Source organism: uncultured Cloacibacillus sp., from assembly GCF_963926575.1.
Taxonomy (GTDB): Bacteria; Synergistota; Synergistia; order Synergistales; family Synergistaceae; genus Caccocola; species Caccocola faecigallinarum.
The window spans coordinates 530,152-545,083 of sequence record NZ_CAWUXW010000003.1; the positions used below are offsets into that span (position 1 = coordinate 530,152).

19 protein-coding genes and 2 pseudogenes are annotated in these 14,932 nt (G+C 58.9%); 17 read left to right on the forward strand and 4 right to left on the reverse strand.

What is annotated here, in order from left to right:
• Window positions 1-55: 55 nt before the first annotated feature.
• A complete protein-coding gene (locus ABGT66_RS07630; protein ID WP_346689911.1) occupies window positions 56-913 on the reverse strand; it encodes a DMT family transporter in 858 nt (285 codons plus the stop codon).
• A gap of 197 nt (window positions 914-1,110) precedes the next feature.
• Here ABGT66_RS07630 and ABGT66_RS07635 point away from each other — a divergent pair, with 197 nt between their 5' ends.
• From ABGT66_RS07635 to ABGT66_RS07715, 17 genes and pseudogenes are all read left to right on the forward strand, one after another.
• On the forward strand, window positions 1,111-1,467 hold the full coding sequence (locus ABGT66_RS07635; protein WP_346690456.1) for a hypothetical protein: 357 nt from the start codon (window positions 1,111-1,113) through the stop codon (window positions 1,465-1,467).
• A pseudogene (nadE, locus tag ABGT66_RS07640) lies at window positions 1,422-1,628 on the forward strand (NAD(+) synthase); the annotation flags it as partial. The gene ABGT66_RS07635 and the pseudogene nadE, both read left to right, overlap by 46 nt.
• A 79-nt stretch (window positions 1,629-1,707) precedes the next feature.
• Window positions 1,708-1,854 carry a hypothetical protein gene (locus ABGT66_RS07645; RefSeq protein WP_346689912.1) on the forward strand — a complete coding sequence of 49 codons (147 nt, stop codon included), beginning with the start codon at window positions 1,708-1,710 and terminating at the stop codon, window positions 1,852-1,854.
• Between the two features lie 36 nt (window positions 1,855-1,890).
• On the forward strand, window positions 1,891-2,448 hold the full coding sequence (locus tag ABGT66_RS07650) for a YebC/PmpR family DNA-binding transcriptional regulator (protein ID WP_346689914.1): 558 nt from the start codon (window positions 1,891-1,893) through the stop codon (window positions 2,446-2,448).
• Entirely contained in the window at window positions 2,403-2,639 is a 237-nt protein-coding gene (locus ABGT66_RS07655) for a YebC/PmpR family DNA-binding transcriptional regulator (RefSeq protein ID WP_346690457.1), read from the forward strand. The genes ABGT66_RS07650 and ABGT66_RS07655 overlap by 46 nt, the downstream gene beginning before the upstream one ends.
• Window positions 2,629-3,150 carry a crossover junction endodeoxyribonuclease RuvC gene (gene ruvC, locus ABGT66_RS07660; RefSeq protein ID WP_294194647.1) on the forward strand — a complete coding sequence of 174 codons (522 nt, stop codon included), beginning with the start codon at window positions 2,629-2,631 and terminating at the stop codon, window positions 3,148-3,150. Before ABGT66_RS07655 ends, ruvC begins: the two co-directional genes overlap by 11 nt.
• A 3-nt stretch (window positions 3,151-3,153) precedes the next feature.
• Window positions 3,154-3,756, forward strand: coding sequence for a Holliday junction branch migration protein RuvA (gene ruvA / locus ABGT66_RS07665; protein WP_346689916.1), 603 nt, complete (start codon window positions 3,154-3,156; stop codon window positions 3,754-3,756).
• 12 nt (window positions 3,757-3,768) lie between these two features.
• The gene (ruvB, locus tag ABGT66_RS07670; RefSeq protein ID WP_346689918.1) at window positions 3,769-4,836 is read left to right on the forward strand and encodes a Holliday junction branch migration DNA helicase RuvB; all 1,068 of its coding nucleotides are present in this window, start codon (window positions 3,769-3,771) and stop codon (window positions 4,834-4,836) included.
• A complete protein-coding gene (locus ABGT66_RS07675; protein WP_346689919.1) occupies window positions 4,833-5,063 on the forward strand; it encodes a hypothetical protein in 231 nt (76 codons plus the stop codon). Before ruvB ends, ABGT66_RS07675 begins: the two co-directional genes overlap by 4 nt.
• Window positions 4,969-5,289 carry a hypothetical protein gene (locus tag ABGT66_RS07680; protein ID WP_346690458.1) on the forward strand — a complete coding sequence of 107 codons (321 nt, stop codon included), beginning with the start codon at window positions 4,969-4,971 and terminating at the stop codon, window positions 5,287-5,289. Before ABGT66_RS07675 ends, ABGT66_RS07680 begins: the two co-directional genes overlap by 95 nt.
• A gap of 427 nt (window positions 5,290-5,716) precedes the next feature.
• Window positions 5,717-6,448 carry a hypothetical protein gene (locus ABGT66_RS07685; protein WP_346689921.1) on the forward strand — a complete coding sequence of 244 codons (732 nt, stop codon included), beginning with the start codon at window positions 5,717-5,719 and terminating at the stop codon, window positions 6,446-6,448.
• Window positions 6,449-6,497: 49 nt separating this feature from the next.
• Window positions 6,498-7,402 (forward strand): annotated as a pseudogene (gene queA, locus ABGT66_RS07690) (tRNA preQ1(34) S-adenosylmethionine ribosyltransferase-isomerase QueA); the annotation flags it as partial.
• A gap of 76 nt (window positions 7,403-7,478) precedes the next feature.
• Window positions 7,479-7,553, forward strand: coding sequence for an S-adenosylmethionine:tRNA ribosyltransferase-isomerase (locus tag ABGT66_RS07695; RefSeq protein WP_346690459.1), 75 nt, complete (start codon window positions 7,479-7,481; stop codon window positions 7,551-7,553).
• A gap of 12 nt (window positions 7,554-7,565) precedes the next feature.
• Window positions 7,566-7,904, forward strand: a complete 339-nt coding sequence (locus tag ABGT66_RS07700; RefSeq protein WP_346689922.1) for a glutaredoxin domain-containing protein — start codon at window positions 7,566-7,568, stop codon at window positions 7,902-7,904.
• A 128-nt stretch (window positions 7,905-8,032) separates the two neighbouring features.
• Window positions 8,033-8,470 (forward strand): SMI1/KNR4 family protein, encoded by a 438-nt coding sequence (locus ABGT66_RS07705; RefSeq protein ID WP_346689924.1) that lies wholly within the window; start codon window positions 8,033-8,035, stop codon window positions 8,468-8,470.
• A gap of 370 nt (window positions 8,471-8,840) precedes the next feature.
• Window positions 8,841-9,314, forward strand: coding sequence for a flavodoxin (locus ABGT66_RS07710; RefSeq protein WP_346689925.1), 474 nt, complete (start codon window positions 8,841-8,843; stop codon window positions 9,312-9,314).
• 163 nt (window positions 9,315-9,477) lie between these two features.
• Window positions 9,478-10,845 carry an MATE family efflux transporter gene (locus ABGT66_RS07715; RefSeq protein ID WP_346689927.1) on the forward strand — a complete coding sequence of 456 codons (1,368 nt, stop codon included), beginning with the start codon at window positions 9,478-9,480 and terminating at the stop codon, window positions 10,843-10,845.
• Window positions 10,846-10,933: 88 nt separating this feature from the next.
• On the opposite strand, the gene hutI is transcribed toward ABGT66_RS07715, so the two are convergent.
• The 3 genes from hutI to hutH all read right to left on the reverse strand — a co-directional run bounded on the left by hutI (window position 10,934) and on the right by hutH (window position 14,769).
• Complete coding sequence (hutI, locus tag ABGT66_RS07720) at window positions 10,934-12,184, reverse strand: imidazolonepropionase (protein ID WP_346689928.1); 1,251 nt, start codon at window positions 12,182-12,184, stop codon at window positions 10,934-10,936.
• Window positions 12,184-13,107 carry a glutamate formimidoyltransferase gene (gene ftcD, locus ABGT66_RS07725; protein ID WP_294193635.1) on the reverse strand — a complete coding sequence of 308 codons (924 nt, stop codon included), beginning with the start codon at window positions 13,105-13,107 and terminating at the stop codon, window positions 12,184-12,186. Before ftcD ends, hutI begins: the two co-directional genes overlap by 1 nt.
• A 135-nt stretch (window positions 13,108-13,242) precedes the next feature.
• Complete coding sequence (hutH, locus tag ABGT66_RS07730; RefSeq protein WP_294193636.1) at window positions 13,243-14,769, reverse strand: histidine ammonia-lyase; 1,527 nt, start codon at window positions 14,767-14,769, stop codon at window positions 13,243-13,245.
• Between the last annotated feature and the right edge of the window lie 163 nt (window positions 14,770-14,932).

Sequence of the window (14,932 nt, forward strand, 5' to 3'; positions counted from 1 at the left end):
CGGGACACACTCCCGCGCCGCTTTTTCGTGCCGCTCCGTAAATTTTGCGCGTGCGTCAGTGCTCGCGCGTCGAAATCCAAAGCACGCCGCCGAGCATCAGCGCCGCGCCCGCGAACTGGCCCAAGCCGAGCCGCTCGCCGAGCGTGACGTAGGCGAAGAGCGCGGAAAAGACCGGCTCGAGCGAAAGCGTAATGCCCGCCGCCGTAGCGGAGACATGCTGCTGAGAAATCACCTGCATGATGAAGCAGTAAGCCGTGCCCAAGACAACCATGACGGCCATGCTGCTCCAGAAAACGAAGGAAGTCGGGAGCGTAAAGCCTCCCGCTATCAAGCTGGCGGCGGCGGAGTAGAGCCCCATGAAAAGGAACTGCATGACGCCGACCGCGACGGGGTTCAGCCCGCAGAGAGAGCTTCCCGTGAAGACGATATACGAAGCGTAGCAGACCGCGCAGACGAGACAGAGCAGGTCGCCGCTGTGAAAGCCCATCTCGCCGCCGAGCGTCAGCAGGCAGATGCCCGCCATAGACATCGCGAGCGCGATGATTGTATGAACGCTTATCCGTACCTTATAGACGATCCGCAGAATGACCGGCACGAAAACGACGGACATGCCGACGATGAAGCCCGCGTTCGTCGCCGTCGTCGATTTGACGCCGAGCACCATCGTGAGACATGCGACGAACATCAGCGTCCCGAGCTTCGCCGCGCATTTGATTTCCTGTCTATTGAGCGGAGTGATGCTCTTATAAAGAATAGGGAAGGTTATGAGAAAAGCGCCGAGGAAGCGCAGCGTCAGCAGCGTATAGGCGTTCGCGTATTCCTGGCAGATTTTCGAAAGTCCGTACGACGTGCTCCAAAACGCCGCGACCGAGACGAGACAGAGCGTATATTTATATTTCTCAGCGAGCTTCATAATCCATCATCACCGGCGGTATTATACACCAGCCGCGGCGAAATATGCGGAGGCACGGGACGTCGCTTCGCCTGCGCTCGCGGAGATAAGCGACGCATAATTTTTACGCGCGCTATTTTTCAGTAAAAGCATTTGTGTTAAAATGTAGTTTGCGAAAAAGTTGGACGCGCTTTGAAAGAGAGGTCTTGTTTATGTCGATGTACCGAAGCCCGGAAAAAATCGCAGATTATTTGGAAAACTGGATAAGAGAAAGATTTAAGGAAGCGAAGGCGGAGCGCGCGGTTCTCGGCATAAGCGGTGGGATAGACTCGGCGCTTCTCGCCGCGCTGCTCGCTAAGGCGCTCGGCCCGGAGAACGTGACGGGCGTCATGATGCCGTGCCACAGCATGCCGATCGACGAGGAGTACGCGGCTCTGCTCGCGGACGCCATAAAGGTTAAGCGGCGAAGGTCGACCTTTCCGCCGTTTACGACGCGGAGGTCGCCGCGCTTGAGGCCGGAGGCGCGAAGCCCGACGGACTGGCGGCGGCGAACATCAAGCCGCGCCTGCGCATGATTACGCTCTACTCGATAGCGCAGCAGCAGGGCGCGCTCGTCTGCGGCGGAGGCAACAAGGACGAGATAACGATGGGATACTTCACGAAGTACGGCGACTCCGGCGTAGACCTTCTGCCGCTTGCGGACCTGCTCAAGGGCGAGGTCTGGGCCGTCGCGGAATATCTCGGCGTGCCGCGCGAGATAATAGACCGTCCGCCGACTGCGGCTCTTTGGGAAGGGGCAGACCGACGAGGCCGAGATGGGGCTCACCTACAAAGAGCTCGACGCCTACATCGCGACAGGCGAGGCGTCGGAGACGGCGAAGGAAAAAATCGAACGCGCGAACAAACGTTCGGCGCATAAGAGGCTTTTCCCGCCGATGGCAAAACTGCCCGATAATCTGTAAGCAAAAAATTTTAAATATATTTATGAGGTGATTTTCTTGTCAGGACATTCACATTGGGCGGGTATCAAACACCGCAAAGCAGCGCAGGACGCTAAGAAGGGCGTCGCCTTCCAGAAGCTTATAAAGGACGTAATCGCGGCCGCGAAGGCCGGCGGCGGAGACCCGAACTCGAACTTCCGCCTTAAAGTCGCAATAGACAGAGCCCGCGCGGGCAACGTCCCCGTGGACAATATCGAGCGCGGAATCAAGCGCGGCACCGGCGAGCTCGGCGGAGAGATGGAGGTCGTCCTCTACGAAGGCTACGGGCCGAACGGCGTCGCCGTAATGGTCGAGGTCATGACCGACAACCGCAACCGCACCGCGCCGGAGATGCGCTCGCTCTTCACGAAGACGGGCGGCGCCATCGGAGAGATGGGCTGCGTCGCGTGGAACTTCGACCGCAAGGGCGTCATCGAGGTAACGGGCGAAGGCATCGACGAGGAACGCGCTATCTCAGAGTCATCGACGCGGGCGCAGACGACCTCGAGGCCGAGGACGGCGGCTTTGAAATCACCTGCGACCCCTCCGTGCTTTCGCAGGTCGGCGAAGCGCTGAAGAACGACGGCTACAACGTCGACACGATGGAGATCCAGATGGTCCCGAAGAACACCGTCTCGATCACCAACAAGGCCGACGCGCAGAAGCTTCTCGCGATGGTCGAGCGTTTCGAAGATCACGACGACGTTCAGGCCGTCTACTCGAATTTCGACATTCCCGAAGAGATACTGGCGGAGATTGAAGAATAACGAAGAGGGCGGAATTCGCGCTTTAGGAATAGACCCCGGGCTCGGCACGCTGGGCTACGGGGTCGTTTCGCAGTATGGGAACGCGCTGCGCTGCGAGACCTACGGCGTGATAAAGACGCCGCCCGACTTATCGCTTGCGCAGCGCCTCGCGATGCTCTACTTTGAGCTGAAAAAGAAGGCCGAGGAATTTCCGCCCGACATGGTGGCCGTCGAGAAGCTTTTCTTCGGCAGGAACACGACTACGGCGGAGATGGTGTGGCAGGCGCGCGGCGTCGTGCTGCTGCTCGCGGCGCAGCTCGGCTTCGAGCCCTACGAGATAAAGCCGAACGAGGTCAAGCTCGCGGTCTGCGGCTACGGCGGCGCGGAGAAGGGGCAGGTGCAGGGAATGGTCGCGCACATGCTCGGCCTGACGAAAAATCCGAGCCCCGACGACGCGGCGGACGCGCTCGCGATAGCGATAGCGGGCCTCGCGGTCCACACCTACGACAGAAATATTATGAAGGGCTATTAGGCTATGATAAATTTTCTCAGAGGCACTCTCGCCGAAATTTCCAAGGAAAGCATAATAATCGACGTCTCCGGCTTCGGCGTCGAGGTCTATCCGACGAAGGCGCTGCTCGCCTCCGCGGTAGTCGGCGAAGAGATAAAGTGCCGCACCTACATGCAGGTGAGCGACGCGGGCATAGCGATGTTCGGCTTCGCGAACGAGACGGAGCGAGACTTCTTTATGGAGCTGCTTCACGTCAAGACGATAGGCGGAAAGCTCGCGATTATGCTGATGCGTTATCTCGACCTCGCGCGCATCGTCGAGGCTATAAAGGCGGGGAACGTCTCCGCGCTTTCCGTCCCGGGTCTCGGCGCGAAGCGCGCGGAGCGCATCTGCTTCGAGCTCAAGAGCAAGGTCGAGAAGGAATTCGCCTCGATAGGCGCGGAAATTTCGGGCGGAGCGCCCTCGTCCTTCGATTCCTTCGTCGCGGAGGCCCTCGCGGGCCTCGGCTTCTCGCACGGCGAATGCGCGCGCGCGATAGCGACGGCGAAGGCGCAGGCCGACGACGACACGTCGTGGACGGAGGAGACGCTGCTCAAGGCCGCGCTCGGCATCCTACAGCGCAGGTAGCGAGGTGTTGAAATGGAAGACAACGAACGTTCTCATAAGCTCATAGAAACGATGCGCCGCGAGAAGGAGGACGAAATTTACACCCTCCGCCCGCAGGCGCTCAACGACTTTATCGGACAGAGCGCGCTCAAGGACAAGCTGACGATTTTCATGACGGCGTCGCTCCAGCGCGAGGAGCCGCTCGACCACACGCTCTTCTACGGGCCGCCCGGCCTCGGAAAAACGACGCTCGCCGGAATTATCGCTAAAGAGATGAAGGGCAACCTCCGCGTCACGACCGGACCGGCGCTTGAGCGCGCGGGAGACCTCGCCGCGATTTTGTCCAATATTCAGCCGAACGACGTGCTCTTCATAGACGAGATACACAGAATGTCGGCGAACATCGAGGAGATACTCTATCCCGCGATGGAGGATTTTTCGCTCTCGATAGTCGTCGGCAAAGGGCCGCTCGCGCGCAGCATCCGCCTCGCGCTGCCGAAGTTCACGCTCATAGGCGCGACGACGCGCCTCGGCCTGCTCACCTCTCCGCTGCGTGCGCGCTTCGGCATAGTCGAGCAACTTCATCTCTATTCCCCCGAGGAGCTCACCGCGATAGTCAAGCGCGGCGCTGGCGTGCTCGGGCTGAAAATTCTCGACGACGCGGCCGAGGAGATAGGGCTGCGCTCGCGCGGAACACCGCGCGTCGCGCTGCGCCTTCTGCGCCGCGTGCGCGACGTGGCCGAGGTCAAGCGCGTCCCGCAGGTGGAACGCGACCTCGCGCGCTACGCGCTCGACATGCTCGGCGTCGACCCGCAGGGGCTCGACGACGGCGACCGCAAATTCCTGCGCGCGCTGATAGAGCTCTTTGACGGCGGCCCGGTCGGACTCTCGACGCTCGCCGCCGCGCTCAACGAGGACGCGCAAACGATAGAGGACATCTACGAGCCGTACCTTATCCAGAAGGGGCTGCTCGAGCGCACGCCGCGCGGACGGCGCGCGACGCGCAACACGTGGGACTATCTCGGCATCCCGGTATCGCAGCACTTCATGCAGTACCAGCAGAACCAGCAAAGCCTCTTCACGCAGGAGGACGAACAATGAACCAGCTCGGCAAGGCGCTTATAGGCATGGGGCTGCTGATCGCGGCGATAGGCGTCGTCCTAGTCCTCGCGGGCAAGCTCAACATCCCCGTTCGGAAAGCTGCCGGGCGACATCACATACCAGAAAAAGAACCTGACGGTCTTCGCCCCGTTCGGGACGATGCTCGTCGTCAGCCTCGTGCTTTCGATAATCTTCAATATCTTCTCACGCGCTATCTCAGAGTATGAAAAAACAGATCTTTGCGGCGGCGATAATATTCGTCCTCCTTTGGAGCATCCCCGCCTCAGCGCGCGAAATCACGGTGCTGCTCAAACAGCGCGTGACGCAGGGCTCAATCGGCGGCCAGGGCGTCGTGCTCACCGACGCGCGCGGAATGTACACGAAGCCATTCAACGGCACCTTCAAGATATCATATTCGAACGGCGCTATGAAGGCGGGCAAAGTCACATATAAACTGCCCGTGACGATGAAAAGCGGTTCCGGCGTCGTCGTAGACGGCGTAAAGTACAAGGGAGCGCTCGTCATAGAACGCAGCGGAAACGGCCTCAATTTAGTCAACAAGGTCGACGTCGAGGAATACCTCAAAGGCGTGCTCAAATCCGAAATGCACCCGACATGGCCCAAAGAGGCGCTCAAGGCGCAAGCCGTTCTCGCGCGCACCTACACGCTCGCGTCGAGAAGCACGGCGCCTACGACATATGCGACGAGACGCACTGCCAGGTCTATCGCGGCACAGCGGACGAATCGCCCTCCATAACGCAGGCCGTCAACGAGACGAAGGGGCAGATACTCACTTACGGCGGCGCTCCGGCGCAGACCTTCTTCTTCAGCGACAGCGGCGGCATGGACGACGAGCTCGGAGTCGGTATGGGGCGGCGTCGTGCCTTACCTCAAACCGAAGGCCGACCCCGTGCCGAACGACAGCCCCAACAAAACATGGCAGACCACGCTCACGATGGCGCAGATCGGCAAAAAGCTGACCGCGGCGGGAACGGGAGTCGGCACGCAGAAATCCCTTCGCCCGCACAAACGCGACAAGAGCGGCAGAATCGAGCAGATAGAGCTCAAAGGCAGCGCCGGGACGAAAATCATAAGCGGCAACAAATTCCGCACCGCCGTCGGCGCGTCGGTCGTCAAGAGCACGCTCTTCGAGTTCAACCGCCGCAGCGCGTACAAGGTGAACACAACGTCGGTCTCCAAGCCCGCGGCGAACGTCGTGCAGATACCGAAGCAGAACGCCGCCGCGCCGTCCGCGCAAATCGCCGGAATGCCGGAGAACGACGCCGACAAGCTCTACTGGATGGCGAAGAACAACGTCTTTACGATGAGAGAGCTGCTTTCGATGATAGGCGACGACACGAAATATCCTCAGTACGTCGCGGAAGGGCTCGCGCGCATGGCGAAGATGAAAAATCCTCCCGCGAAGGCTGAAAAGCCGAAGCCGGAGGTAAAGCCCGCGCCGCAGGCGACGCACGGAGCCGCGGCCTCACGCGCTCTCGATGGACGGCACCTCGGCGCAGACGGTCGTGATGTACGGCAGGGGCTACGGCCACGGCGTCGGCTTCCCGCAGTGGACGGCGAAGGCCCTCGCGGAAGCGGGCTGGGATTATAAACGATGCTCGAATATTACTTCCAGGGCACGAAGCTGGAGACGAGATAAAATGGAACGCGACCTGACGAAAACAGCGGCCTACGACTACAATCTGCCGAAAGAGCTGATAGCGCAGGACCCCGCTGAGCCGCGCGACTCCTCGCGCCTCATGGTAGTACATCGCGGAAACAGAGCCACGGAAGACAGAATATTCCGCGACATCCCTGAATATCTTAACCTGGGGATCTGCTGGTCCTCAACGACACTCGCGTGCTTCCCGCGCGCGTCGAGGGGGTCAAAAAAAGCTCTGCGGAGCACGGCGCGCACGTCGAGATATTCTTCCTCAATCCCGGCAGCTCGCCGAACGAATGGACGGCGCTCGTCCGCCCGGGGCGCAAACTGCCCGAAGGCACGAAGGTCGCACTCGACGCCGATACCGAGGTGACGGTCGGCGCGCGCCTTGAAGACGGCCTGCGCACGCTGATATTCGCAAAAGACGCAGACCCGCTCGCGATAATACACAAATTCGGCAAGACGCCGCTCCCGCACTACATTACTGACACCCACGCGGAGCCCGAGCGCTACCAGACGGTCTACGCAAAGGCCGAGAAAGAGAACTCCGTCGCCGCGCCGACCGCGGGGCTGCACTTCACGCCGGAGCTTCTGCAAAAGCTCGAGGACAAGGGCGTGCCGCACGTCTTCGTCACGCTGCGCGTCGGCCTCGGCACATTCCGCCCCGTCAAGGCGGAGAACATCGCCGACCACATAATGCACGAGGAGTTCTGCGAGATACCGCCCGAGACCGCAGAAGCGATAAACGCGGCGAAGGAGCACGGCGGGCGCGTCGTCGCGGTCGGCACGACAGTCGTGCGCACGCTCGAATCGTTCGCGCAGCGCTGGGGGAAAATCGTCCCGGGCGCGCTCGACACGCGGCTCTTCATAAGCCCCGGCTTCGAGTTCCGCGTCATAGACGCGCTCATAACAAACTTCCATCTGCCTATGAGCACGCTGCTGATGCTCGTCTCTGCCTTCGGGCGGCTACGATACGATGATGAGCGCTTACAACGAGGCCGTGCGCAAGCGCTACCGCTTCTTCTCGTTCGGCGACTCGATGTTCATCGAATAGGAGGAACATGAAATGACGGTAAAGATGATAGGCACCAGAAACTGCCCCGACTGCACGGCGGCGCTTGAAACGATAGCGGAGAAAGGGCTCGACGTGGAATTCGTCAACATCGACGAAAGCACCGCAAACCTCAAGCTCTTCCTGCGACTGCGCGACAAAGCGCCCGAGTTCGACGAAGTCAAGAAAAAACGGCGCGATAGGCGTGCCCTGCTTCGCCGACGGGAAGAGGATATTCTTCGACATAAACGAACTGTAAGACGAAACGAAAACGCGCGGCGGGGAAATCTCCGCCGCTTTTTCGTAACAGTTGCGCTGAGCTTGAGCGCCTGCAAAATTGCTCATGCACTGTAATGCGGCACAAGCAAGATAAATAAACGTCGTCTCTATACTATATAGCTGACTGATAGAAAAAATCATTCCGAGGGTGTTAAAGTGGAGCATAGGAGCGAGCGATAAAGCTGGATAGGGGAATAAAGATTATGGATTTAGATACATTTAAGGAAATTATAAGAAATATAAAAACAAAACATCCTCATTTTTTTGAATTGGAACGCGCTATCTCAGAGTCAATGGAAGATGTGATTGCATTCCAAAGGCAATATCAAATTATTTTACCTGAGAAATATATACAATTTCTCTTAAATTTCGGCGGCGGTTATTTTGGAGCTACAATAATTTATTCCTTAGATAAAAACAGCTATTTTTCTATTTATAGTCATAACCCAGATAAAGTGAAAGGTTTGCTATTCATGGCTGACAATGAGTGTGGAGATTATTACGCTTTCCAAATAGAAAATGGTAAGTGTAAGGAAGAAATTGTCTTTTATAACCACGATAGCAATGCAATAGAGCAAGGAATAGAGTTTTCTGATGTTTTTGAGTATCTTGTAAAAACCGGATTGTGTAGTGTTATATGATTCATATTGAATAAATCCGCGATAAAGAAACAGATTTGAGCGCATAGGCAAAACTAAAGCCTATCGTTTTTGCTATTGTGCTGGTGCTGCTGATATGGACAGCGCTATGCCTTGATGCCGGCTTGCGTTATCTGACCGCTGTCAGCCCTGCGTCAGCCTTATCCCAACCGGCCTGAGAAAGCGTGTGATAGCGAGGCTGCCAAACGGGGGCGTCGGCTCAATAATTAGTTATACATCTCAGGCATAAGTTTGGCATTTAGAAAAAGCATTTTACACTTCAACACTCGGATACTACAGTATATTTTGTCTACAAAACGGCCCGGCGCAGCGGATGAAGAACCGCGCGGGCATTGGAAACGGAGGAATTGAAATGAAAAAACTGGTTGCATATTTTTCGGCGAGCGGCGTAACGAGGGCGGCGGCGAAGCGCGTCGCGGAGGCGGCGAGGGCGGACTTGTTCGAGATAAAGCCCGCGCAGCCCTACACGCACGCGGACCTCGACTGGACGGACAAGAAGAGCCGCAGCACGATAGAGATGAACGACAAGACGGCGCGCCCAGCGATAGCGGAGAAGCTGCCTAACATGGAGGACTACGGCGTGGTCTTCGTCGGCTTCCCGATTTGGTGGTACGTCGCGCCGAGGATTATCGAGACCTTCCTCGAAAGCTACGACTTCGCGGGCAAGACGGTCGTACCGTTCGCGACATCGGGCGGCAGCGGAATGGGCCGCACCGTCGACGAGCTGAGGCTGCACGCGCCGAAGGCGAACTGGAAAGCCGGACGGCTGCTCAACAGATGCTCGGAAAGCGAGGTCAGGAGCCTCGTGGAGCAGGCGGAGAAATAACTTCGCGCAGCGGCGCGGAATGCGCTGAAATTTCAAACGCGGCGGGCGCACGGCGTCACGCCGCTTTTTTATCCGTTGCTATGCGCGCCCGCGCGAGCTAAATATTTCGGCTGCGGTTCGACGCGCGAGCCGCGGCTATGAAATATGAAAAGGTCTTGATCTTATGAAGCGCAGCGCCGAAACTACGGCCGTTTTTGAATCGCTGCCTGTCCTGCAGGCTCTGAAAATAATGGCCCTCCCGACAATAATCAGCCAGCTTATCGTCCTCATTTACAACTTTGCGGACACCTTCTACGTCGGCAAGACAAACGACCCGCACATGGTGGCGGCGCTGTCGCTCATCCTGCCGGTATTCAACATATCGCTCTCGCTCGCGAACCTGACGAGCGTAGGCAGCGGCACGCTCATATCGCGCCTGCTCGGAGAGAAACGGGAGGACGAGGCGCGGCGGGTGGGCGCGTTCAGCGTTTACGCCGCGATACTCGCGGCAGCGCTTTTCTCGCTCGTCATGGCCGCCTTCATGGAACCGATACTTTATCTGCTCGGCGCGGACGAGCACACGATGCTCTACGCGAAGCAGTATTCCTACTGCGTCATCGTCTTCGGCGGCGTCCCGACCGTCCTGTCGAACGTCCTCTCCAACCTTCTGCGCAGCGCCGGGGCGTCAAAAGAGGCGGGCTTCGGCATAACCTTCGGCGGGCTGATAAACATCGCGCTCGACCCGCTTTTTATGTTCGTCCTGATGCCACGCGGCTGCGAGGTCCTCGGCGCGGGCGTCGCAACCTGCATATCGAACTTCATCGCCTGCTTCTATTTCGCCATCGTTATATTCAGAATGGGGAAGGATTCCGTCGTCACCTTCAGCCTCAAGGGCGGGATGCCGTCGCCGCGCAGCATACGCTCGACCTTCGGCGTGGGCGTTCCCGCGGCGCTTACGACTTTTCTTTTCGACCTTGACTACGTCGTCATCGACAGGCTCATGGTGGAGTACGGCAACGTTGCGCTCGCCGCGGTCGGCATAGTGCTGAAGGCCGAACGCCTGCCGCTGAACTTCGGCGTCGGACTCTGCCAGGGCATGATGCCGCTCGTCGCCTACAACTATTCCTCCGGCGACCACAAGCGCATGAGGGCCGTCATGCTCTGCGCGCTGAAGGTCGGCCTCATAACCTCGGCGCTGAGCATCGCTATGTACGAGCTGTCGGCTCCGTACATCATGAGGGCTTTCATAACGGAGGCGGGGACGGTCGAGCTCGGCACGGACTTCTTGCGCATAAGGGTGCTCGCGACGCCGCTCATGTTCATGAGCTTCTTCACAGTCTTTCTCTTCCAGGCCTTCGGCAGGGGAGACAAGTCGTTCTTCCTCGGCGTTTCGCGCTGGCTCGTGCTCAATATCCCGATGCTCTTCATACTGAACGGCATCTTCGGAATGTACGGCATCGTTTGGTCTCAGACGGCCGCCGACATCCTGACCGTCGCGCTGTCGTTCTATGTTTACAGGCAGTACGAGCGCGCCTCTCTGAAACGCTTATGACGGCGGCGAATCCGGCATAAGGATACGAAAAAGGCGGCCTTTCGCGGGCCGCCTTCGCTGTTTCCTGTTTTATATTTTTGTCCGAAATTTACGCCACGTGCTCGCCGAGCTTGTAGACCTCTTCGATCGAGGTCGCGCCGGCGTGGTAGGCTAGCGTCGTCGGGCTTTCGCCGTCGAGGACGAGGAAGTCCGCCTGCTTGCCCTCTTCGAGGCTACCGAGCTTTTTCGCGCGGTTCACGGCGTAGGCGGCGTTCAGCGTCGATGCTGTGAGCGCCTCTTCGACGGAGAGGTCCATGCACATTACGCCGAGGCCGAAGATGAAGGGCATCGACTCGCAGAAGCAGGAGCCGGGGTTGCAGTCCGTCGCCATCGCGACCGGCACGCCCCAGTCTACCATTTTGCGGCCGGGCGCGTAGGGCTTCTTAAGGCTGTAGGCCGTCGCGGGGAGCAGAACAGCTATCGAGCCGGCGCGTCCCATCGCGCGGAGGTTTTCCTCCGACGCGGCAAGAAGGTGCTCCGCGGAGCGCGTCGCTAGCTCTGCCGCGAGCCCCGCGCCGCCGAGGTCGTTGACTTCGTCGGCGTGTATCTTCGTGTCGAAGCCCATCTCCTTCGCGGCCTTGAGCAGCCTGCGGCTCTGGTCGACGGAGAATACGCCCTCCTCGCAGAATACGTCGCAGAACTCCGCTATGCCCTGTTCCTTGACCTTCGGCAGCATCTGCTTGACGAGTACTTCGTCGACGAACTCGTCGGCGCGGCCCTTGTATTCCTGCGGAACGGCGTGCGCGCCCATGAAGGTCGGCACTACGTCGAGCGGCGTTTCGCGTCCGACGCGGCCTATAACTTCGAGCATTTTCAGCTCAAGGCCGAGCTCGAGGCCGTAGCCGCTCTTTATCTCGACGGTGGTCGTTCCCTTCGCGAGAGCGGAGAGCGCAAGCTTTTTCGTCGTCTCGAAAAGTTGCTCCTCCGTCGCGGCCTTTACGGCGTTGACCGAGGAGAGTATGCCGCCGCCGCGCGCGAGTATCTCAAGGTAGGGAAGTCCCGCGAGGCGCATCCCGAACTCGTCCTCGCGGCGCTTCGCGAAGCACATGTGCGTGTGCGGGTCGACGAAGCCGGGGATGACGCAGGCCCCGCCGAAGTCCTTTTCTATCGCGACCTCGCAGGGGCAGACGTTTTTGAGGATTTCTTCCTCTTCGCCTATTTTCTCGATGATTCCGCCGCTGACGAGCATCGCGGCTTTTTTGATTTCCTTGACGTTGGCCTGCTCTTTGCCCGCGAGCGGATGTCCGCCGTCGACGGGGGTGAAGAGGCGCATGTTGCGGTAAAGTTTTTTCGTACCCATTATTCAGCATCCTTTCCCATAAGTTCAAGCAGACGGAGCTCGAGCACCTGCTCGGGGTCGAAGCCCGCTATCTGGAGATAGTACGCGGCGCTTTCGAGAATCGCGTTCACCGGTATCATGCCGTAGACCTCGGTCTCGACGACGCCGACGCCCCAGCGCTTCGCCTCCATGCGTATCGTTTCGAGCACGCGGTAGAGCGAGTTCTTCTCGTAGTCGACGAGGTTCATGCTGACCTGCGTGATGCCGCGCTCCTCGAGCGCGAGGCCGATGCCCTTGACGTGGCAGAAGCCGCCGGACGATGCGCGGACTGCCGCCGCTATCTTCTTCGCTATATTTACGTCGGGCGTGTCGAGGTTCACGTTGAATGCGACGAGGAACTTGCGCGCGCCGATGACGGTCGCTCCCGCGGTGGGGTGCAGGCAGGCCTCGCCGATGTCCGGCCTGCGGTCGGGGTTCGTCTTCGCCTCGTCCTTGAGCACCTCGTACTGTCCCTTGCGGATGACCTCGAGGCGCTTCCTCTCGGGACGCAGCGCGGCGTCCTCGTAGAAGTAGACGGGGATGCCCGTCTCTTTGTAATAGCGCTCGCCGAAGCTGTGCGCGAGCTCTATGCACTCTTCCATCGTGATGCCCTTTATCGGCGTGAACGGCACGACGTCGACTGCGCCGATGCGCGGATGGCCGCCCTGGTGCGCGTTCATGTCTATGTGCTTGAGCGCGACCTTCGCTGCTTCGAGAAGGGCTTCCTGAATCGGAGTCGGCGCTCCGACGAGACTTATGACCAAGCGGTTGTGGTCTTCGTCGGCGCGGTGGTCGAGGAGATACACTCCGCGTTTGCCTTTGAAGCAGTTCACAATTTCGTCTATGACATCCTGTCTGCGCCCTTCGCTGAAATTAGGTACGCATTCGATCAGCTGCACTGCCATTTTTGCGATCACGCCTTTCGCGGTTTTTATAAAATATCGTCCCTATAGTATAGTCTTTTTATAAAATAAATGTAAAAAGCGATGGTGCCGCTTTTTACATTTATCGTGCGTCTTATTTCGTTTTAGGGCGCGCCCTTACTTGAGTTCGCCTATCTCCTTTTCGACCGCTTCGACCATCGTGCCGTTCTCGACGAGCTCGAGCGACTTCAGAAGTAGCGGCTGCATGAACTGGTCCTTCTCATAGAAGGGGACGTGCTTGCGGAATTCCGCGTAGGCCGCGCCGGAGCCTTTGCCGGGCTTCAGAGGAGCGCGGAAGTCCATGCCCTGCGCCGCGTTGACCATCTCTATCGCGATGACGCGGTTCGTGTTGTTGAGTATCTGACGTGCCTTGCGCGCGCTGTATCCGCCCATCGAGACGTGGTCTTCCTGGTTCGCGGAGGTCGGTATCGAGTCGACGACAGAGGGATGCGCAAGGACCTTGTTCTCTGAGACGAGCGCAGCCGCGGTGTACTGCGGAATCATGAAGCCGCTGTTGACGCCGCTGTCGGAGACGAGGAACGGAGGCAGGTCGGAAAGCTTGTGGTCGACCATGCGCGCGATGCGGCGCTCGGCGATGTTCGCGAACTCCGCCGCGGCGATGCCGAAGAAGTCCATAGCCATAGCCATCGGCTGGCCGTGGAAGTTTCCGCCGCTGACCGCGTCGCCGTCCTTGTGGAAGATGATCGGGTTGTCAGTGACGGAGTTGATTTCAATTTCTATCTTTTCCTTGACGTAGGCGATGGCGTCGCGGCTCGCGCCGTGGACCTGCGGCAGGCAGCGCAGCGAGTAGGCGTCCTGGACGCGGTCTTTCTTGTAAGCCTCGACGATTTCGCTGCCTTCGAGCAGGCGGCGCATGTTCTCGGCTACGATTCCCTGGCCGACCTGCGGACGGAGGTCGTGGGTTCTCTTGTCGAAGGCGTAGGGAACGGCGTGGAGCGCCTCGGCGGACATCGAAGCGGCGATATCGGCGTTCTTCTGCATCGTGAGCGCGTCGACGATGCAGAGGGCAGCGACTGCGTTCATAACGGTCGTTCCGTTGTTAAGCGCGAGCCCTTCCTTCGGCTGGAGCTCGACGGGCTTCATTCCGGCCTTGACGAGCGCTTCGGAGGTCGGCATCACCTTGCCCTGATAGACGACGTTGCCGTGGCCGATGAGCGATATCGCGACGTGCGAAAGCGGGCAGAGGTCGCCGCTCGCGCCGACGGAGCCCTGGGTCGGGACGACGGGATGGATGCCGAGGTTGAGGTAGTCGACCATCTGCTGGAGCGTCTCGAGGCTGATGCCCGAGTAGCCGCGGGAGAGCGTGTTGATGCGGAGCAGCATTATCGCGCGGACTACGTCCTCGGGATAGGGCTCGCCGAAGCCGCAGGAGTGGCTCAGAAGAAGATTCTCCTGAAGCTGGCGGCATTTGTCGCGCGGGATGACGACGGAGGCGAGGTCGCCGAAGCCCGTCGTAACGCCGTAGACGACGCGGCCTTCGTCGGCCCACGCGAGGACCGCCTTGGCACATTCCTTTATCTGTTCCTTCGCTTCGGGGGAGATTTCAACCTTCCAGCCCTTGCGCGCGACGTTCACGACGTCCTGAAGAGTGAGTGACTTACCGTCCAAATAGAGTGTCGACATAAAATTTCCTCCTTAGATTGATTTTTATGACATGTCGCCCTGTTATGCTATAATATATTTCAGTCTTATCTTAGAGTGCAGCCGGAAAATACCTCTTTCGCACTTTAAAACTTTTAGACCCTAAAATTTTGCGCTACAATTAGTATAGTATGAAACTCCGCTA